At 64.2% G+C, this 20,359-nt stretch carries 16 protein-coding genes; 7 read left to right on the top strand and 9 right to left on the bottom strand.

Going from position 1 to position 20,359, the window contains the following annotated elements:
• Positions 1-28: 28 nt before the first annotated feature.
• Genes ACLHHB_RS02430 through glgC form a run of 5 tightly spaced genes read right to left on the bottom strand, consistent with a single transcriptional unit; the run spans position 29 to position 9,062 of the window.
• Complete coding sequence (locus ACLHHB_RS02430; protein ID WP_410216689.1) at positions 29-2,416, bottom strand: glycogen/starch/alpha-glucan phosphorylase; 2,388 nt, start codon at positions 2,414-2,416, stop codon at positions 29-31.
• A gap of 22 nt (positions 2,417-2,438) precedes the next feature.
• The gene (locus ACLHHB_RS02425; protein ID WP_410216688.1) at positions 2,439-4,295 is read right to left on the bottom strand and encodes an alpha-amylase family glycosyl hydrolase; all 1,857 of its coding nucleotides are present in this window, start codon (positions 4,293-4,295) and stop codon (positions 2,439-2,441) included.
• The gene (gene glgX, locus ACLHHB_RS02420; RefSeq protein ID WP_410216687.1) at positions 4,295-6,382 is read right to left on the bottom strand and encodes a glycogen debranching protein GlgX; all 2,088 of its coding nucleotides are present in this window, start codon (positions 6,380-6,382) and stop codon (positions 4,295-4,297) included. Before glgX ends, ACLHHB_RS02425 begins: the two co-directional genes overlap by 1 nt.
• Positions 6,379-7,806, bottom strand: a complete 1,428-nt coding sequence (glgA, locus tag ACLHHB_RS02415) for a glycogen synthase GlgA (protein WP_410216686.1) — start codon at positions 7,804-7,806, stop codon at positions 6,379-6,381. The genes glgX and glgA overlap by 4 nt, the downstream gene beginning before the upstream one ends.
• A complete protein-coding gene (gene glgC, locus ACLHHB_RS02410) occupies positions 7,803-9,062 on the bottom strand; it encodes a glucose-1-phosphate adenylyltransferase (protein ID WP_410216685.1) in 1,260 nt (419 codons plus the stop codon). The genes glgA and glgC overlap by 4 nt, the downstream gene beginning before the upstream one ends.
• A gap of 337 nt (positions 9,063-9,399) precedes the next feature.
• Here glgC and ACLHHB_RS02405 point away from each other — a divergent pair, with 337 nt between their 5' ends.
• Positions 9,400-11,004, top strand: coding sequence for an alpha-glucosidase (locus ACLHHB_RS02405; protein ID WP_410216684.1), 1,605 nt, complete (start codon positions 9,400-9,402; stop codon positions 11,002-11,004).
• A 17-nt stretch (positions 11,005-11,021) separates the two neighbouring features.
• Here ACLHHB_RS02405 and ACLHHB_RS02400 read toward each other — a convergent pair whose 3' ends face one another.
• Both ACLHHB_RS02400 and ACLHHB_RS02395 read right to left on the bottom strand, forming a co-directional pair.
• Complete coding sequence (locus ACLHHB_RS02400; RefSeq protein WP_410216683.1) at positions 11,022-11,207, bottom strand: hypothetical protein; 186 nt, start codon at positions 11,205-11,207, stop codon at positions 11,022-11,024.
• Between the two features lie 61 nt (positions 11,208-11,268).
• A complete protein-coding gene (locus tag ACLHHB_RS02395) occupies positions 11,269-12,201 on the bottom strand; it encodes a LysR family transcriptional regulator (protein ID WP_410216682.1) in 933 nt (310 codons plus the stop codon).
• 124 nt (positions 12,202-12,325) lie between these two features.
• On the opposite strand from ACLHHB_RS02395, the gene ACLHHB_RS02390 reads away from it, so the two are divergent.
• Positions 12,326-13,267, top strand: coding sequence for a ring-cleaving dioxygenase (locus ACLHHB_RS02390; protein ID WP_410216681.1), 942 nt, complete (start codon positions 12,326-12,328; stop codon positions 13,265-13,267).
• Positions 13,268-13,283: 16 nt separating this feature from the next.
• Positions 13,284-13,823: an NADPH-dependent FMN reductase gene (locus ACLHHB_RS02385; RefSeq protein WP_410216680.1), complete on the top strand. Its 540-nt coding sequence runs from the start codon at positions 13,284-13,286 to the stop codon at positions 13,821-13,823.
• A 363-nt stretch (positions 13,824-14,186) separates the two neighbouring features.
• On the opposite strand, the gene ACLHHB_RS02380 is transcribed toward ACLHHB_RS02385, so the two are convergent.
• Positions 14,187-15,689, bottom strand: a complete 1,503-nt coding sequence (locus ACLHHB_RS02380; protein ID WP_410216679.1) for a VOC family protein — start codon at positions 15,687-15,689, stop codon at positions 14,187-14,189.
• A 161-nt stretch (positions 15,690-15,850) separates the two neighbouring features.
• On the opposite strand from ACLHHB_RS02380, the gene ACLHHB_RS02375 reads away from it, so the two are divergent.
• From ACLHHB_RS02375 to aroQ, 4 genes are all read left to right on the top strand, one after another.
• The gene (locus tag ACLHHB_RS02375; protein ID WP_410216678.1) at positions 15,851-16,396 is read left to right on the top strand and encodes a DUF924 family protein; all 546 of its coding nucleotides are present in this window, start codon (positions 15,851-15,853) and stop codon (positions 16,394-16,396) included.
• 546 nt (positions 16,397-16,942) lie between these two features.
• Positions 16,943-17,158 (top strand): hypothetical protein, encoded by a 216-nt coding sequence (locus tag ACLHHB_RS02370; RefSeq protein WP_410216697.1) that lies wholly within the window; start codon positions 16,943-16,945, stop codon positions 17,156-17,158.
• A gap of 328 nt (positions 17,159-17,486) precedes the next feature.
• On the top strand, positions 17,487-18,971 hold the full coding sequence (locus tag ACLHHB_RS02365) for an asparaginase domain-containing protein (protein ID WP_410216677.1): 1,485 nt from the start codon (positions 17,487-17,489) through the stop codon (positions 18,969-18,971).
• A 49-nt stretch (positions 18,972-19,020) separates the two neighbouring features.
• Positions 19,021-19,449 carry a type II 3-dehydroquinate dehydratase gene (gene aroQ / locus ACLHHB_RS02360; RefSeq protein WP_410216676.1) on the top strand — a complete coding sequence of 143 codons (429 nt, stop codon included), beginning with the start codon at positions 19,021-19,023 and terminating at the stop codon, positions 19,447-19,449.
• A 265-nt stretch (positions 19,450-19,714) separates the two neighbouring features.
• Here aroQ and ACLHHB_RS02355 read toward each other — a convergent pair.
• On the bottom strand, positions 19,715-20,359 hold a 645-nt coding region (locus ACLHHB_RS02355; RefSeq protein ID WP_410216675.1), incomplete at its 5' end, for a trehalose-6-phosphate synthase.

Below are 20,359 nucleotides of genomic sequence, written 5' to 3'. Positions count from 1 at the left end.
GGCCCCCGCGCCAACGGGGGCCTTCTGCTTATCCCGCCACGACCGGCACGCTGTGCCAGATGTCGCGCATATACCCGCGGATCGTCCGGTCCGATGAAAAGAAGCCCGACCGCGCAATGTTCAGTGCCGCCATCCGGTCCCAGCCCGCCTTGTCGCCATAAGCCCGGTCAACCTGCCGCTGGGTCGCAAAATACGCCTCGAAATCCGAAGCGACCAGGAACGGGTCGTCGTTCCAGGTCCGGTCCAACAGCGAGTAATAGCTTTCGGCGCGGCCGAACCGTCCTTCGGCAATAAGCTGAAGCGCGATCTTCAGATCTTCGCTGCGCTCGATCGCGGCGCGGGCATGTCCGGGTTTGGCCTTTTCCGCCTCGGCTTCTTCCGCGTTCAGGCCGAACAGGAAAAAGTTCTCCGGTCCCACATGCTCGCGGATTTCCACGTTGGCGCCATCCAGCGTTCCGATGGTCAGGGCACCGTTCATGGTGAACTTCATGTTGCCGGTGCCCGAGGCTTCCTTGCCCGCAGTGCTGATCTGTTCGGACAAGTCCGCTGCCGGGATCAGGCGTTCGGCCATCGAGACGTTGTAGTTCGGCGGATAGGCGATCTGCAGGAACTTCGATGTGACCGGGTCACTGTTGATCGTGGAGGCCACGTCATTGATCAGGTGGATCACCGTCTTGGCCAGCCAATAACCCGGCGCAGCCTTGCCGCCGAATATCTTGATGCGGGGAGTCCAGTTGCCGTTGGGATCGTCGTGGATACGCCGCCAAAGGGCAACCGCCTCCAGCACGTTCAGAAGCTGGCGCTTGTATTCATGCATGCGCTTGATCTGGATGTCGAAAATAGCATCGGGATCGGCCTTGACCCCCAGATCCGCCAGCAGCCCGTTCGACAGCACGACCTTGTTTTCACGCTTGGCGCCGCGCAGGAACTCGCGGAAACCGGCATCCTCGGCATGAGGCTCCAGACCCTTCAGCTGATCGAGATCCGCCGTCCAGCCATTGCCGATCGTATCGTCCAGAAGCCGCGTCAACGGTGCGTTGGCCATGCGCAGCCAGCGGCGCGGCGTGACACCATTGGTCTGGTTCACGATGCGCTCGGGATGCAGCCGGTGCAGGTCGGCAAAGACGGTGTCCTTGACCAGATCCGTATGCAGGGCCGACACGCCGTTGACCTTGCTGGCCATGATGAAGGCCAGTTCCCCCATGTGCACTTGATCGCCATGGACGATGCCCACGTTCAGCGGGCGATTCGTCGACAGGCGATGATCCTCGTCGATCATCTGGATGATCTGCATGTGGCGCGGCAGGACACGGCCCATCAGCCAAGTGGACCACCGCTCCAGCGCTTCGGGCAGAAGGGTGTGGTTCGTATAGTTCAGCGTTCCCCGCGCCAGATCGCGCGCCCGTTCGAACGGAAGGCCATGTTCGTCCATTAGCAGGCGGATCAGTTCAGGGCCGGCGATGGCAGGATGGGTGTCGTTCAGCTGGATCGCCACCTTTTCGGGAAGGATCTCCAGATCGCCATGCTCGACCATGAAGCGGCGCAGGATGTCCTGCAGCGCAGCCGAGGTCAAGAAAAACTCCTGCTTCAGCCGCAGCTCCTTGCCCGATTCGGTCGTGTCGTCCGGATAAAGAACGCGCGACAGGGTGCGGGCCAGAGCCTCGGGCTCGGCCGCAGCCGCATAATCGCCGGCGTTGAAGCGCGGCAGGTCCAGCAGCGTCGTGGGATGGGCACCCCACAGGCGCAGGCTGTTGGCCCAGGTCCCGCCCCAGCCGATCACCGGCGTGTCATAGGCGCGCGCGATGACGCTCTCGGTCGGACGCCAGACCGGGCGGCCGTCGATCGTCTCGACCTGTCCCTTGAAGCCGATCTCATAGCTGTAGTCGAGCCGCACGAATTCCCAAGGGTGGGGCTGGTTCAACCAGTCCTCCGGGGTCTCGACCTGCTGACCGCCTTCGAAGCGCTGGCGGAACAGCCCGTGTTCGTACCGGATGCCATAGCCATAGGCAGGACACTGCAAGGACGACAGCGACTCCATGAAGCAGGCGGCCAGCCGGCCCAAGCCACCGTTGCCCAGGGCCGCATCGGGTTCGTTGTTCAGGATCGCCTGTTCGTCCAGGCCAAGAAGCCCAAGCGCCTCGGCCATTGCGGGTTCAAGGTTCAGGTTGATGATCGCATCACCCAGCATACGTCCGATCAGGAATTCCATCGACAGGTAATAAACCCGCTTGGCCCCCTGATCGCGCGCCGCGCGGATCGCCGCCACCCAGGGATCCACCATCAGGTCACGCACGGTATAGCTGACGGCAAGGCGCCAATCGAAGACCGTCGCAAATTCCGGGCCCCGGCCCTGCGTGTGGGTCAGGTGATACATGATCTTGTCGCGCAGGTCCTGCGCCGTCAAAGCAAGGGTCATTTCGGCCTCTCGGGCTAGGGTATCAGGACAACCAGAAGCGGCCGTAGGGCGGCAAGGCCAGCATGTCGTCATGCAGCGCCATTGTCTTGTCCGACAACAGATCGCACATGTCCACCACGCCTTTCAAGCGCAACCAATGGCCGCTGACCTGTTGCCAGCTTTCGCTAAAGTTGAAAAGGCATAGAATGGTGCCTTGAGGCGCACGACGGGCAAAGGCAAGGATTGCCGGCTGCCCTGTGTCCAAAATGTCGGTTGGATGCCCACCATGCAGCCTGCTGCACGCCTTGCGCCGCTGCAGGATGGCACGGGTGCCCTGCAGGATCCGGCCTTCGGGACTGGCAGGATCCGCGGCGGCACGCCGGGCGCGGTCCCAGTCCATGACAGGCCGATGAATCCAGCGGCTGTCATGGGCATGTTCCGGCACATCGACATAGCCCCCGTCGTTCAAAAGACCCAGTTCATCGCCCATGTAGATCAGGGGAATGCCACCAAAGCATGCAATCAGCGCATGTCCCATCAGGATCCGCTCGACCGCCACGTCCGTTTCCCCGGATTCCAGCCCGGCCAATGACGCAAAGCTGCCCGAGATGCGCCGGTCCCCCGTGTCAGGATTGACCTGGAACAGGGTACCGCGAGCGAAGCTGCCCGGAAAGCTGCCGTCATAAAAATCCGACAGAAACGCCCGATGCGCCGGCCCGGACAGGCCCACCGCCGCCGCATCCTCGTCAGTCACGGCCCAGCCGATGTCGTCATGACAGCGGATATAGGTGGCATAGGTGGCATTTGTCAGCACGGGCGGAAAATGTGTCTTCAACACATGGGTCATCAGGCGCGTGTCGCGACTGGCCAGCGCGGACCAGTACTGGACCATCAAGCTGTTGTGATAGGCCAGATTTCCTTCCCGCCCGTCATGTTCGCCCCGTCCGAAATAGGTCAGCATCTCAGCCGGGCGGACGATCGCCTCTTCCAGATGGATCACTGCGTTGGCCGCGATGCGGGTACAGGCACGAAGCGCGCGCAGCAGCAGGTGCACCTCGGGCTGGCTCTGGCAGGTGGTGCCCATGCGCTTCCACATGAAGGCCACGGCGTCCAGGCGCAGCACGTCGACGCCCTTGTTGGCCAGGTTCAGCATGATCCGGACCATCTCCAGGAAGACGCGCGGATTGGCCCAGTTCAGGTCCCACTGATGTTCGTTGAAGGTCGTCCAGACCCATTTTCCGAAAACCGGATAATGGGTGAAACTGCCCGGGGCCGTATCGGGAAAGATCTCGATCAGCGTCTGCTCATAAGCGCGCGGCAGCGCATCGTCGTCGAACATCAGGTACATGTCCTGATATTCGGGATCGCCTGCTGCGGCACGCTGTGCCCAGTCGTGCTCCTTGGCGGTGTGGTTCAGCACCAGGTCGACGCAGAGCGACATGCCACGGTCGCGCAGACTGCCCGCCAGCCGCGCCAGATCAGCCATTCGCCCATGGACAGGGTTCACCTGCCGGTAGTCCAGGACCGAATAGCCCCCGTCGCTGTCGCCCGGCCGCGGCATCAGGCAGGGCATCAGATGCACATAGCTGACGCCCAGATCCTGCAGGTAATCCAGCCGCCGATGCACCCCCGGCAGCGTGCCTGCAAAGCGGTCGATATAAAAGACATAGCCGACCATGTCCGCCCGCTGGAACCAGTCTGGCTCCAGATCGCGCTGCAGATCCAGACGCTTCAGCTCGGCGGGACGAGCGGCCCAGCCTTCGCGCAGGGCATCCTCCAGATCGGCGCGAAAGGTGTCGAAATCGGGGCGCTGCCCGTAAAGACGCTCCAGCACGGGCCACAGGTCGGGCGCGCTGCGGGCCAATCGCATGTCAAGGATCGAAGAGGTCGGGGTTTTCATCAAGGATCAGGCTCTGTGAGAGTCAGCACGAAGGCCACCACAGTTTCGGCGGCGACAAGAACAGAGTCCAGCGCCGGGGCATCCACCTCGTTATCCTGCCCGCTGTCCAGGCGACGGCGCCACTGTCCGCCTTGGGCATCAGGCAGCCGCACATCAACGTCAGGTCCATTGTTGAAGACCAGGAACACCGCCCCCGGCAATGCCGCATAGGAGGGCGTCCCCGAGGCCATGCGCATTTCCGCCGCCAGCAGGGACAGGTCGCGGTTGTTCCAGTCCTCGGCCGTCATCGGGGAACCATTCGCGCAGCGCCAGAACAGGTCGGGCAACCCATCCTGTTCCCGCGGGTGGCTGTGCAGGAACCGTTTCTGCCGCAGGATCGGATGGGTCCGCCGAAACGCAATGACACGGCGCACAAAATCAATAAAGGCCGCATCGGCACCGTCCCAGTTCACCCATCCCAAGGAGTTGTCCTGGGCATAGGCGTTGTTGTTGCCGTTCTGGGAATTGCCCAGTTCGTCCCCGGCCAGCAGCATCGGTGTGCCTTGGGACAGCATCAGCGTGGCGATCAGGTTGCGCCGGCGGCGATCTCGGCGGGCCAAGATCACGGGATCGTCCGTCGGCCCCTCGACCCCCATGTTGTCCGAGATGTTGTGGTTGTGGCCGTCACGATTGTTTTCGCCATTGGCGTCATTGTGCTTCGAAGCGTAACTGACCGTGTCCATCAGCGTGAAACCGTCATGGGCCGCGATGAAGTTGACCGAGGACGTGGCCGCGCGCCCGTCATGGTCAAACCGGGCCGCCGATCCCGCGATGCGCTTGGCCAGCTTGCCGATCAGTCCCGCGTCGCCACGCCAGAAGCCGCGGATCTGGTCGCGATAACGGTCGTTCCATTCGGCAAAGGGCGCCGGACAGGAGCCCAGCTGATAGCCCTGCGGGCCCAGGTCCCAAGGCTCGGCGATCAGCTTGACGCGGTTCAGGACCGGGTCCTGCCGCACCGCGCGAAAGAAGGGACCGTCCCGGTCAAAGACCCCGCGCGTCCGGCCCAGCACCGAACACAGGTCGAACCGGAATCCGTCCACATGCATGACCTCCACCCAGTATCTCAGGCTGTCCATGACCAGCCGCAGGACGAACGGGTGATCCAGGTCCAGCACGTTTCCCGTGCCCGCCTCGTTGATGTAGAACCGCCGGTCATCGGCCAGCCGGTAATACGCGGCGTTGTCGATGCCGCGAAAGGACAAGGTCGGCCCCAGGTGGTCCCCTTCGGCGGTATGGTTGTAGACCACGTCCAGGATCACCTCGATCCCGGCCTTGTGGAAACGCGCGACCATCTGCTGGAACTCGGCAATATCGCCTGCCTGCATATAGCGCGGCTCTGGCGCAAAGAACCCGTAGGACATGTAGCCCCAATAATTCCGCATACCCTTGTCTGCCAGAAACCGGTCATCGGCAAAGGCTTGCACGGGCAGCAGCTCGATCGCGGTGATGCCGAGCCGCGTCAGGTGGTCCAGCACCGGGTCCGAGGCCATGGCGAGATAGCTGCCCGCGTGGGGAATGTCGGGCCGCGCGGCGGTCAGACCCTTTACATGCGCTTCATAGATCACCGTTTCGGTCATCGGGCGGCGCAGGGGACGGTCATCGCCCCAGGTGAAGACGGGGTCCACCACCACGCAGCGCGGCATGTGGGATGCGCTGTCGCGGCGGTCAAAGGACAGGTCGGCCTCGGCATGACCTGCGCGAAAGCCCAGCAGGGCGTCATGGACGTGAGGCGTGCCGGTCAGTTGCTTGGCATAAGGATCGATGAGCAGCTTGTTGGGGTTGAAACGGTGTCCTTCGGCCGGACGATAGGGGCCATGGACGCGATATCCATAGCATTGCCCGGGACGCATCCCCTCGATGCGGCCATGCCAGACATGACCCTCGCGCTCGGGCAGGTCGATCCGGGTTTCGTGGTTGCGGTCGTCGAACAGGCACAGCACCACGCGTTCGGCGTGCTGAGAGAAGAGCGCGAAGTTGACTCCCGCGCCGTCGAACGTGGCCCCGAGAGGCGCCGGTTGCCCGGCCGTCATCGCCCAGGATCGGGTCATTGCTGCCCGATCAGACGGGCGTAAAGATCGGCATAGGCGCGGGCCGATTGCGACCAGCCGACCGGCTGCGCCATTGCATTGGCCTGCAGGCGCCGCCAGCTGTCGCCATCCTCGTAAAGCGTGTTCAGCCGGGTCAGCGCGTTGCACAAGGCCACCGCCGTAACAGGCGAGAACTGGATGCCCGTCGCCACACCCTGGGCCAGCGCAGCAGGCGATGCGTTGATGACCGTATCGGCGAGCCCCCCCGTCAGCGCCACGACCGGAATTGTTCCGTATCGCAGCCCGTACATCTGTGTCAGGCCGCAGGGCTCGAACCGGGACGGCACCAGGATCGCATCGCCCCCCGCGATCAGGCGGTGCGAGAACGCCTCGTCATAACCGATCCGAACGGCGACATTGGGATCTGCGCCCGCCTGCCGGAACGCTTCTTCCAATGCGGGGTCGCCGGAACCCAGCACCGCCAGCTGTCCCCCCAGGTCCAGCAGATCGGGCAGCACGTCCAGCACCAGATCCAGCCCCTTCTGATGCGTCATCCGCGACACGATCACGCACAAGGGCCCCCGCGCCTGCGGCAGGCCCAGTTCAGCCTGCAGCGCGGCCTTGGCGGCAGGTTTGCCGGACGGATCGCCATAGGCGGGAATGGCAGGATCAGCGGCGGGATTCCAAGCCTCTTCGTCGATGCCGTTCAGGATGCCGTGCAGAACATCGCGGCGGTGGCGCATGACGCCATCCAGCCCCATGCCGAATTCGGGCGTCATCAGTTCTTCGGCATAGCTTGGCGAAACGGTGGTCAGCGCATCGGCCGCCATCAGTCCCGCCTTCAGCGGAGAGATGGCGCCATAAAACTCGTAACCTTCCGAGGTGCAGCGCCATGAGTCGAGGCGCAAGGAGGCGATCCGGCCCGGATCGGTCGCACCTGTGAAGGCGATGTTGTGGATCGTCAGTACCGTGCGCACGTCATCCACGTCTCGATAATGCAAATACTCAGGCGCAAAGCCCGCCTGCCAGTCATGGCTGTGGAGGACCTGCGGCCGCCAGCCGCCCACCCCCTGTGCCGCGACATGCGCGCCCACCCATGACAAGGCGGCAAAGCGTTCGGGATTGTCGGGCCAGTCGCGACCGTCCGCATCCAGATACGGGGTGCCGGGCCTGTCGAAAAGATGCGGGGCGTTGATCACCAGCAGGTCCAGCCCCGCGGCCCGTCCTTCCAGCAGCCAGGCGGGGCCGCCAAAAAGGTCATCGAACCACCAGACTTCCGTCGCTTCCTCCAGTGCCGCCAGCACGGCCGGATAGCCGGGCAGCAGGGTTCGCATGCGCACCCCCTGCCCGGCCAGTGCACCGGGCAGGGCACCCGTGACATCAGCCAGCCCCCCGGTCTTGACCAGAGGCGCACATTCGGAAGCAACGGAAAGAACCTGAATCATAATGCGGCAGCCCTTCGGTCCAGCATGTCTTGCGTGATCAGCGTGATGCCACGATCGCTGACGCGGAACCAGCGGGCATCGTCCTGCGGGTCCTCTCCCACGACCAATCCTTCGGGGATCACCACGCGTGAATCGATCACGACATTGCGCAGTCGCGCCCGTCGATTGACGGTGACATAAGGCAGCACCACCGCATGATCGAGGATCGCATAGCTGTTCGTATGCACCTCGGTGAACAGCAGCGACTTGCGGATCTCCGTTCCCGAGACGATGCAGCCCCCCGACACCATGGACGAGACCGCAACCCCTCGGCGGTCCATCTCGTCATGGATGAACTTGGCCGGCGGCGTGCTCTCGGAATAGGTCCAGATGGGCCAGTCCGTATCCCACAGGTTCAGTTCGGGCGTGAAATCCGTCAAGGCGATATTGGCCTGCCAGAAGGCATCAATGGTTCCCACATCCTTCCAATAGGCCGGAGCCCCTGGCTCGCGGACGCAGGAATCGTCGAAACGATGCGCCATCGCCTTGCCGTTCTTCACGATGTCCGGGATCAGGTCATGACCGAAATCATGGCTGGAGTTCGGATCTTCGGCATCCCGGAGCAGGAGGTCGCGCAGAAAGGCCCAGTTGAAGACATAGATTCCCATCGAGGCCAGCGCCTTGTCGGGATGGCCGGGCATTGCGGGAGGGTCGGCGGGCTTTTCCAGAAAGGACACGATGCGGCCCGTGTCATCCACGTCCATGACGCCAAAGGCCGTGGCTTCCTCGCGCGGAACGGTCAGGCACCCCACGGTGACATCGGCACCGTTCTTCACATGCTCGCACAGCATGACCTCGTAATCCATCTTGTAGATGTGGTCGCCCGCCAGGATGACGATGTAATCGACATCGTAATCGTCCACGATGTCGATGTTCTGCGTGACCGCATCAGCCGTGCCGCGATACCAGGTATGTTCGCAGACACGCTGGCTGGCGGGGAGGATGTCCAGAAATTCGTTCCGTTCCGCCCGGAAGAAGTTCCAGCCCCGCTGGCAATGCCGGATCAGGCTGTGCGCCTTGTATTGCGTGGCAATCGCGATCTTGCGAATGCCCGAGTTCATCGCGTTCGACAGCGCGAAATCGATGATCCGCGTCTTGCCCCCGAAATAAACGGCCGGCTTGACGCGCCGGTCCGTCAGCTCCTTCAGGCGGCTGCCTCTGCCACCTGCAAGCACAAAGGCCATGGACCGGCGTGTGATGCGCTGTGTGTCCACCATGATAATCTCCTCCCCTCGTAAAAACCGAGCTTCGAATACGAACGCGGGCACAGCCAAAGGCTGGATACCGCGCCTTTTCCAAAGATCCTCGAATGCATGTTGCTGCCGGACGGGACGCCCGTTCATGCTGCCCCGACCGGGACAGGCGCGGGGCCTTTGCCAGCGCGTCATGAAGCTTGGTGCACGCCGGCAAACGTCGCGTCATCTGTCCCCTATCCGACAATGTCGCCCGATCACGGATTCGAGCAATCATGGGAACAACGCTATTCGGTCCTTTTGGGTGCCGCCAGAGTGATGCATCAATGTCGCGACAATCGCGGAAAGGAAAAGGTGACGCATGACGGAATGGTGGCGCGACGCAGTGATCTATCAGATCTATCCCCGCAGCTTTCAAGACAGCGACGGTGACGGGGTGGGCGATCTGGCCGGCATCACCCAGCGGCTGGATCACGTGGCCCGGCTGGGCGCGGACGCCATCTGGCTGTCGCCGGTCTTCACCTCGCCCATGAGGGACATGGGCTATGACGTGTCCGATTATACCGGCATCGACCCGATCTTCGGCACGATGGAGGATTTCGACAGGCTGATCGCGCGTGCGCATCAACTGGGCCTGAAGGTGATCATCGACCAGGTCATCAGCCATTCCAGTGACAAGCACCCCTGGTTTATTGAAAGCCGCGCCAGCCGCGACAACGACAAGGCCGACTGGTATGTCTGGGCCGATCCCAATCCTGACGGAACCCCGCCGAACAACTGGCTGGCCGTCTTTGGCGGCCATGCTTGGGAATGGGAGCCGCGCCGCCGACAGTATTACCTGCACAATTTCCTCATCCAGCAGCCCGACCTGAACCTGTGGAATCGCGAGGTCCAGGATGCCCTTCTGGAAACGATGCGCTTCTGGCTGGAGCGCGGCGTCGACGGCTTCCGCCTGGATACGGTGAACTTCTATTTCCACGACGACCAGCTGCGCGACAACCCCCCGAACTCCGATTACGACGGTCCCGACGTCTATGCCTGGCAACGGCACGTCCATTCCCGCAACCGCCCCGAGAACATTGCCTTCCTGAAACGCATGCGGGCGCTTACGGACGAGTTCGACGACCGCATGATGGTCGGAGAGGTGGGCGACAACGGCCGCACCGCCATCGACATCATGGCGGAATACACGGCCGGAACGGACCGGCTGCACATGTGCTACAGCTTCGAGATGCTCAGCGCCCATTTCAGCGCCCGCCATTTCCGGGGGGCAATCGAAGGCGTGCACGACCATGCCCCGAACGCGCATTCCTGCTGGTCGTTCTCGAACCATGACGTGGTGCGGCACGTGACCCGCTGGGGCGCATATGCAAAGGACCCAGATGCGCTGGCGCGGCAATCGGCGGCGCTGCTGTTGTCCTTTCCGGGAACCATCTGCCTTTATCAGGGCGAGGAACTGGGCCAGACGGAAACACAGCTGGTTTTCGAGGAACTGACCGATCCGCCGGCCCTGCGCTACTGGCCCGAGATCAAGGGACGCGACGGCTGTCGCACACCGATGGTCTGGGACGCCTCGCAGCCCCATGCCGGATTCACCGAAGGCCAGCCCTGGCTGCCGGTCAAGGAACCGCAGGCGGCTCGCGCCGTGGCGTCCCAGCAGGAACTGAACAACAGCGTCCTCTCCAGCTATCGGGCATCCATCGCCTTCCGCAAGGCGCAGCCGTCCCTGCGCTGGGGCAGCACCCGTTTCCTGGAGCTGCCCGAACCGATCCTGGCCTTCCAGCGCAGCCATGACGGTCAGGCGCTGACCTGCGTCTTCAACCTGTCCCCTGACGCGGTAACGGTCGAGGTGGAGGGCGATGCCGCGCTGACGGGCCCCGTGATGGCCAGCCTGCGGGACGGACGCCTCGAACTGCCTGCCAATGGCCATGCCTGGCTGACGGGCGCAGTCGCGCTGCGGGCGTGACCAGGGGCGCCCGGACCTCAACGCCCCGGGCGCCGCCAGACGAACAGCGCCAGTCCCAGATAGATGCCGGCCGCGCCGAACAGGATCGCCCAGAACGGGCTGCCCGAGGCCAGCTCCACCCCCGCCCAGACCAGCGGCAGCAGCACGCACAGAACCCGGACCCACAGCGGGCGAAAGAACGGGGAATTCGGATCAACCAGCATTTTTGACATCTTGCTCTCTTGGCCAAGGGCCGCTGTTTTCGGGTAACGGGCCAGAATCGCGTCAGGCGTCTGCGGCGGCTGCAGAATTTGGGAGGACGCCGCGCTGCCAGGGGGGATCCTCGGCAAAGGCATTGGCGATATGGTCGATGAACAGGCGCGTCTTGCGGGGCATCGGCCGGATCGGCGGCCAGACCATGCTGATCGGCAGCGGTTGCTGTGGCAGATCTGGCAGGACCCTCACCAGCCGTCCGTCACGCAGGGCGTCGTGAACGATGAACAGGGGCAGCAGCGCCAGACCCAGACCCCCGATCGCCATGTCGCGCATGGCCTCGCCATTGTTGGCCGTGATGCGGCCGGGACGCGGTGGCGGAACTTCCGACCCAAAGGGCCAGATCTCGCCCATGCGCGCGTTCAGGTAACCGATTGCCTCGTGCCGCGTCAGATCGGCCGGCCTGTCGATCGTTCCGTGCAGCGCCAGGTAGTCCGGGCTGGCCACCAGTGCGCGCGGGTCCTCGCACAAGCGTCGGGCCATCAGGCTGCTGTCCTTCAGATGCCCGATCCGCAGCCCCAGGTCATGACCCGCGCGCCCCAGGTCGATCTGGCGGTCGTCGTAATCCAGAACCATCTCCAGTTCAGGATGCGCACGGGCAAAGCCTGCCATGACCGGACCCAGGTGCCGGATGCCAAAGCTCATGGGGGCGGCAATGGCCAGACGCCCGCGCAATCCCGCCTCGGCGCCCGTGACGCTTTCGGTTGCGGCCACCAGTTCGGCCAATGCGGGACGCAGCCGCTCGGCCAGGGCCAGTGCGCTGTCGGTGGGGGCGATCCGGCCCGCGTGCCGCGTGAACAGCGCCACCCCCAGCGCCGCCTCGAAATCGCTGATCCGCTTGCTGACAACGGATTTCGACAGATCGCCCCGTGCGGCAGCGCCCGAGATGCTGCCCGCATCCATGACGGCCAGAAAGGTCCTGATATCGGTGATCGTCCAGTTCATGGGATCAGCTTAGCGTCCCTTTCGCCGTTCGCAAGAACCGAACGCCGCGTTGCGCCTGCGCCGGGTGCCGCGAACACTCCGGTCGGCCCATATTGCCGTCAAGCACCAGGAAAGGAGCCACCCCATGCAACTGACCGGAATTCACCACCTGACTGCCATCACGGCCGATGCGCCCGGCAACAACCGCTTCTATACCCAGACCCTTGGCCTGCGCCGGGTCAAGAAGACCGTGAACCAGGACGACACCTCGGCCTATCACCTGTTCTTTGCCGATGGTGCAGGTACGCCCGGCACCGACATCACCTTCTTCGACTGGCCCGCCGCACGGGAACGGCGCGGTACGAACGCGATCACGCATACCGGACTGCGCGTCCCCGAAGCCAGCCTCGATTACTGGGCAGGCCGCCTGAGGGACCTCGGGGTGTCGTCCGGCAAGGTCCTCACGCTGGACGGTCGGGCCAGCCTGGATGTCGAGGACCCGGAAGGCCAGCGCCTGCGACTGGTTGCGGCACCCAAGCCCCAAGGTCAGCCTTGGGAAAAAAGCGATGTGCCCGCGGAACACCAGATCCAGGGTCTGGGCCCCATCACCATCTCGGTTCCCGACCTGCGTCCCACCGAGGCCGTCCTGACCCAGGTGATGAACATGCGCCGCGTGCGCGATTACGCCAGTCCCGACGGTCAGGGTCAGGTTCATGTTTTCGAAATGGGCGAAGGCGGCGCCGCGGCAGAGTTGCATGTCGCCGTCCAACCCGACCTGCCGCAGGCGCGTCAGGGGGCCGGCGGCGTCCACCATGTCGCCTTCCGCGTTCCCGACACAACCGCACTGACGGAATGGACCGGGCGTGTCGGCCAGTACCGCGTTCCCAGTTCGGGCGAGGTCGAACGTTACTACTTCCGTTCGCTTTACTTCCGCGAGCCGGGCGGCAATCTGTTCGAACTGGCCACCGACGGACCGGGCTTTGACGTGGATGAGCCGCGCGCCACGATGGGCGAAGGCCTGTCCCTGCCTCCCTTCCTGGAAGTCAAGCGGGCGCAGATCGAGGCTGGCCTGAAACCTTTGGCCTGAAACAGGGAGCGACGCCATGACGACCATCCTGGGACTTTCAGGCAGCCTTCGTCAGGCGTCCATCAACGGGGGCCTGCTGCGTGCCGCGCAGCAGGTCACGCCTGCGGGGGTGAGCCTGACCATCGGCAGCATCCGCGAGGTGCCGCTTTACGATGGCGACAGAGAGGCCGCCGAGGGCATTCCCCCTGCGGTCACGACCCTGACTGATCAGCTGGCAGCGGCTGACGGGCTGCTGCTGGTGACCCCGGAATACAACAACGGTATCCCCGGCGTGTTCAAGAACGCCATCGACTGGATGTCGCGCGGCGAAGGTCTGCGCCTGTTCAAGGGCAAGCCCGTCGCTGTCATCGGTGCTTCTCCCGGCAACTTCGGCACCGCGCATGCCCAGTCCCACTGGCTGCCGGTGCTGCGTACCCTCAACACGCGCCCATGGTTCGAGGGGCGGCTGATGGTTTCACGGGCAAGCGGGCTGTTCGATGATCAGGGAAACCTGACGGATGACAGGACCCGTGAACGTTTGGCGGAGTTCATGACCGGCTTCGCGGCAAGCCTCTGATCACGGGATTGCAGATGAAGGCACCAAGCGGCCTTTCCCGGCACTCCGGCTTTCGCCTTCTTCCGGAGCGGGCAGGTCGATGGGCGTCAGGCCCACAAGGGGCAACCCTCATGGTTCAAGATTTTGGTTGTTTTGAAGGTGTGGGGCCAAGCGCCAGCTTGGAAGACAATGCTTGGCCTCATCCAAACCTTGCGCTGTCATGGCGCCACGTTTTTTTGGCATGCCCCAGAGCGGCAGGCTTCACGACAAAAGTGAGAAAAATCCGTTTCGCCCGGGAACCAGTTCGCAAGAAACGGGTTATAAGGCCGTAATTGCCATTCGAGAGTAAGCCCCGCCGCCGGATCTCCGGCAGCGGGGCATTTTTCATTGGACCTTGTGCAGCCAAGCGGCGGCTTCGGTCAGGTCATCCGTACTCAGTTCATGACCGGCAGCAATTACCTTTGCCTCGACCTCTGCCCCGCTGACGTGCAGCCAATCGGTCAACGCAGGCGCATATCTGCCATAAGGATCAGCAGCCCCTCGCAGGGTCAGCACCGAAACCCCGGCCAGATCGGCCGCTGGCAGCGGGTCAAGCACCGGCATCGGGCGCATCAGGACGGCGCGGCGGATCATGCGGGGATACAGCGCCATCACCGCTCCGGCAAAATTCGCGCCGTTCGAATACCCCAGAACCGTCAGCCTCGCCGGATCCAGGTCATAGGCCGACAACGCGCCATCCCAGAAGGCCGCAAAAGCTGCAGCCTCGGACCGTATGTCGTCCTGATCGAAACGGTCCATCGACAGCCGGCGAAAGAACCGTGCCACGCCCTCTTCGACCGATCGGCCTCGGACCCCCAGCAGCGTAGCGCGCGGCACGATGCGGTGGGCCAGCGGCATCAGGTCGCTTTCGGACCCGCCGGTGCCATGCAGCAGCAGGATCGTTGATCCGTCGGGATCCTCCGGGGTATGGAGGCGGTGGGTAAAGGGCAGGTCGCGCATGGGTCTCCTTTCCTCGCCCGGGCGGGCGAATTGCGGCAAGCGCAGCCGCAGCTCGATATCATCCTTGTCGTGGGGCGGCACCATCAGGGTCCGGCCCAAGGCCGCCGGTGCCTCATCCACGTCCATGCCGGGACCGTCGGTTGCCAGTTCGATCAACGCGCCGGCCGGTTCGCGCACATAAAGCGAGGTGAAATAAACACGGTCATGAACCGTCACCTCGCCCAACCGCGCATGGTGATGCCGAATGGCCGCAAGGTCCGGCACCCGCAGCGCCACATGATCGATGATGCCCGTGCCGGGAATACTGGGAACGAAGCCCGCCGTGTCACGGATGTCCAGCACGTCGCTGTCAGACTGCAAACGCAGCACGCCGCCCTCGGCCGGCCCTTCGCGAAAACCGAACGGCGCCAGAAACGCCGCTGTGGCCTCCACATCCGCAGACCAGATCGTGACACCGTGCAAACGGACAGGCGCCGCGGGCCAGCCGCCATCCGGCAGGTCCAGACCCACCAGCTTGACGATGATCCCGTCCGGGTCCTTCAGCCGCAGGACGGGCGCGTCAAACTCCCGCGCCGGTCCCTCGATCCGCAAGCCGCGCTGCATGGCGCGGGTCAGCCAGTCGCCGATCCGCCCGCGCGGGATCGCCAGTGCGATCTCGGCCACCTGACCGTGGCCCACACGTCCGGGCGCGCCATCCTGCCAGACAAGAAAGCTGACCAGCGACCCGGGGCTGCCAGCCGCATCGCCGTAGAACAGGTGCAGTTGTTCCGCATCCTCGAACCCGGCCGTCTGCTTGACCAGCGACAGGCCCAGAAAATCCATCCAGAAGTCGACGTTGGCCTGCACGTTGCGCGTGATGGCCGTTACATGATGAAGTCCCGAGGGCATGGCGCACCTCCTTTCACCGACCAAGATGCCCATGTGAGCCGTCCGCCGCTACCAAGGCGGCCAGCAACCCGGTGTTCGCAGAAAACGAACAGCTATCCCCTTGCTCGTTCGGTCGATTGGGCCCACCCTTGACCCATACGGCAACTCCAAGGGAGAATGACATGACCATCAAGACCGCGCAGCAGGTACTGGATTTCTGGTTTTCGGACGAGATGCGCCCTTACTGGTTTGCCAAGTCGGATGATATCGATACCTGCATCCGCGACGATTTTGGCGATACCTACGAGGCCGCACATGCAGGACAGCTGGAGGACTGGTCGATCGGAGCCGACAGCGCGCTGGCGCTGGTGATCGCGCTGGACCAGTTCCCGCGCAACATCTTTCGCGGCAGCGGCCGCAGCTTTGAAAGCAATGAGCTGGCGCTGCATCATGCTCGAACCGCACTGGACGAGGGGTATGACCAGGAGCAGACGCCGGAGCGGCGGCAGTTCTTCTATCTGCCCTTCATGCACAGCGAGGATCTGGCCGATCAGAACCGCTCGGTCACCTTGTACGAGGTGCTTGGCAATGAACACTCGCTGCATTTCGCGCGCGAGCATCGCGACATCGTCGCCCGTTTCGGCCGTTTTCCGCACCGCAACAGCGTTCTCGGCCGCGACAGCACCGCCGAAGAGGCGAGTTTTCTGGAAACCCATTCGGGGTTCTGAGGCTTGCCCTGATCCGGCCAGGAATGCGGCCTCGGCATCATGATCCTGCTCTGCTTTCCCACCCCCGAAAGCGCTGCACGATCCCAGGTTCTGGATGCTGCGCGGCGTGGCCCCACCCGACTAGGAAGTCCCGAACCGGGCGCTCGTCTGTTGAAGAGGATCGAATGGCGGCCTGATTGTCGCCCATCCCCCCTGAAGGGGATCACGCGCGCCCTGCGGCAGGTCCACACGGCGCGCCATCTGGATTTCCTGGCAAGAACAGGGGCCGAATGGCAGGCGGCGCCGGGTGCAGGTCCAGAGGTGGTGCCGAACCTTCATCCGCAGAAGGCGGCAGACCTATCCTTGCGGCATCCTCGGGCGCGCGGGCTGGCATATGGCGGACACTGGCTGCCTATTGGGGCGCAATATCTATTCCTCTGCCCTGCGCGGCGTGGACAGCGCGTTGGCTGCGGTCGTGGCCGTGGTTCGGGGCGCGCAGGTGGCCTAGCGCTTCGCTGTCGGCATAGGCATCACGCCGATGCCGATACGACGGCGAGCCATCGCTTCCTGAACAACGCCACCGTTGCTGCGCAAGCCCTCAGGACCCATCATCCAAGCGTCGCGGTGCTGGACAGCGACGTTCACCACGGCAACGGAACGCAGCAGATCTGTGCCGACCGTGCTGATGTGTTGACCGTTTCAGTTCCTGCCGACCCGCAGGCCTTTATCTCTTCTATCTGGGCCATGCGCAGGAACAGGGCAGTGGCGAAGGATGCCACCTGACCCTGCCGCTGCCGATCAGCGCGGGGCACGAGGACTGGCTGGCGGCCCTTGACCGTGCGCTGGAGCGTATTCGAGACTTTGCCCCCGGGCGCGCTGGTGCTGGCCTTGGCTGGACGCGCACGAGAACGACCCCCTCTGCGGGCTACGCGTCACAACGCCTGCCTTTGGCCGGGCTGCCGCCAAGATCCCCCGTGCCGCCGGCTTGCGCACGGTGATCGTGCAGGAGAATGGCTGGGTTTCGGATGATCCGGCGCTGAACATCGAATCCTTCCTGCGGGGCTGGATCGACAGGCCCTGACCGGCCTATAGCGGTCGAAAAGGGAGCCTCATGCGGATCTGCATCATCAACACCGGCGGCACGATCTCTTGCGCAGGTCAGCCTCTGACGCCCATGTCCTCGGACCGCTTCGCCAATGCGGCAAGGGACCTGATGGGCCCCTCGCTGGCCGCCGCCCTGCCCGGCCATGATCTGCACTTCGACACCGGCCTGCGTTTCTCGGACAAGGGAACCGGCACGCTGGACAGCACCGACCTGCGCCCCATCGACTGGTGCAGGATGGCGCAGCGGGTGCTGGATCTTTATGATGACCACGACGGTTTCGTGATCCTGCACGGCACGGACACGATGGATTATTCCGGCGCGGCCCTGCCCCTGCTGTTGAACGTCTTCGACGGTCTGGGAATGGCGCGGGCCTGCTTGTCAAAGCCGGTGATCCTGACCGGATCCCAATTGCCCCTGTTGACCGAAACGCCGGAAGGACTTGCCCTGAACGCCGGCAGCGATGCTTTTGCGAATCTGGCAGGGGCCCTGGCTGCCACGCGGTTGCGCCTGCCCGAGGTGGCGATCTTCTTTGACGGGTTGCTGATGCGCGGGTCGCGAGCCCTGAAGGTCTCGTCAACGGAATTCGCGGCCTTCGACAGCCCCTTCTGCCCGCCTCTCGCCACGGCGGGGATCGGCATCCGGCACGGGGCCGCGGTTCCCCTGCCCGGCCCGGCCGCGCCCGCCCTGTCGCTGGACGATTTCGGCGCGCGGGCAAGGGTTCGCGCGCAGCTTGAAGCCATTGCGGAAAGCATCAACAGCCAGAGGATTGTCCAGATCCCGGCCATTCCCGCCGATCACCAAGGGTCCCGCCCCTTGCTGGCGCAGATGATCGACGCAGCCGTGGCATCGGGCGCGACGGGCTTGGTCCTTGAGGGTTTTGGTGAAGGCAATGTACCTTCGGGCAGCGGGGGCATGCGCGAGGCGCTGCTGCGGGCACAGGCGCAGGACGTGACCACCGTGATCGCCAGTCGCGCCATCCGCGGCCGGGTGGGGGCGTTTCATTATGCTGCCGGGGCTTGGATCGCCGAAACAGGGGCCATCGGTGCAGGGGATCTGACCCCGGTTGCCGCGCTGGCCAAGCTGATGATCCTGCGGGCCGCCGTCGCTCATAACGGATGGGACGGGACTGCGGTGGCGGCCCTGCTGACCCGCAGTCTGGCAGGGGAATGTCAGGCGAACGACCGCCTGACGGCCTCCCTGCTGCCGGGTCAAACCCTGTGGGCGGCCGATGGCGCGGCAGCCTTGTTCAATGATCCCGAAACAGGACCGCGCCTGATGGGAAATGGCCACTCCTTGTGGCAGGCGGACGGGCCGGGACGGATGCAGATGCTGGGCGACCGGCTGGTCCTGACGGCGCCCAACGGTGCCACCCGCTGGAGCAGCCCACCCGCAGGCCCGGGTGCAATCGCGGTGCTGACAGCGAACCCGCCCGTGCTGCGTCTGATCGACCCGCAAGGACAAGCCGCGCCGGTCACGGCCCTTCCCGGCTGACAGGCCGCGGGCCTTGCGGTAACAAGGGCGCATATCTCGAGGAAGACCCATGTCGCTGATCTTTGTCCTGAACGGCCCGAACCTGAACCTGCTGGGCCAGCGGCAGCCTGAAATCTATGGCCGCGAAACGTTGGCCGACCTGGAGGCGATGTGCCGGAAGGCCGCCGCTCCCCATGACATCCGCTTTCTGCAATCAAATTGGGAAGGCCAGATCGTCGACTGGATCCACGAAGCGCGGCTGGAAGCCTCGGCCATCGTCATCAACCCGGCGGCGCTGACACATACCTCCGTCGCGGTGCTGGATGCGCTGAATGCCTTCGACGGCCCGGTGATCGAGGTTCATATCAGCCAGATCCACAAGCGCGAGGCTTTCCGCCACCATTCCTATGTTTCGAAACGCGCCGACGGAGTGATCGCGGGACTGGGACTGGCGGGCTATGGCGCGGCCCTGCGCTATGTGGCGGCGCTGGTCGACTAGGCCCAAAGGGGCCGCCGGACCTGCCGCAGGGAGGAGGATGCGGCAGGCCCGACGACCTTGGGAATGGGTCCGTTTCCAGACCGGAGGAGGAGCGACACGAAGCAATCCCGCGCTTCGTTCCTTCATCATGAACCGGAGGCGGCACGCTGTCATCGCACTATGCGGCATTGCGGCACCCGGACCTGCCACTGTCGGCCCCATGGGCAGAAACCGGCCCGCTTGCCCGACAACCGGGCAATAAGGCGACGCAGTGCCGATTCGCTCGCTAGGCCCCCAAGGCCTTGAGATAGGTTGCCGACCACCAGGCCACGTCGTGCTTGATGACATCCTCCAGCAGGGCCGCGTGGCGATCGCGGCGCTCTTCGCGCGACATCCGCATGGCCTGGGCCATGGCAACCGCCAGGTCATGAGGGTCATGAGGGTTGATGATCAGTGCCTCGGTCATGGTTTCGGCAGCCCCGGCAAAGCGGGACAGGATCAGCACACCGGGATCGTCCGGATCCTGGGCCGCGACATATTCCTTGGCCACCAGGTTCATGCCGTCCGCCAGCGGGGTCACCAGCCCGATGCGGGCCTGCCGGTAAAGCCCGGCCAGCACATGGCGGGGAAACGGCCGATGGATGAACCGGATCGGCGTCCAGTTCAGTGTCGCAAACTGGCCATTGATGCGCCCGGCCAGATGCTCGGTTTCCTCACGGATGGTCTGATAGGCATCAACCTCTCCGCGGGTTGGCGGCGCGATCTGCAGGAACGAGATCTTCTCGTGCAGGTCGGGGATCTTTTCCAGCAGCAACTGAAAGGCCCGGAACCGGTGCGGAATGCCCTTGGAATAATCCAGCCGGTCCACGCCAATCATCATCTGCGCGCCGGTCAGAACCCGCATGCGGTCCTCGTCGGGCGCGTCGCGCGC

This window comes from Paracoccus sp. (in: a-proteobacteria) (assembly GCF_046462195.1).
Classification (GTDB): Bacteria; Pseudomonadota; Alphaproteobacteria; order Rhodobacterales; family Rhodobacteraceae; genus Paracoccus.
The sequence above is the reverse complement of the archived record's forward strand: the minus strand, read 5'-3'. Positions and strand labels throughout refer to the sequence as shown.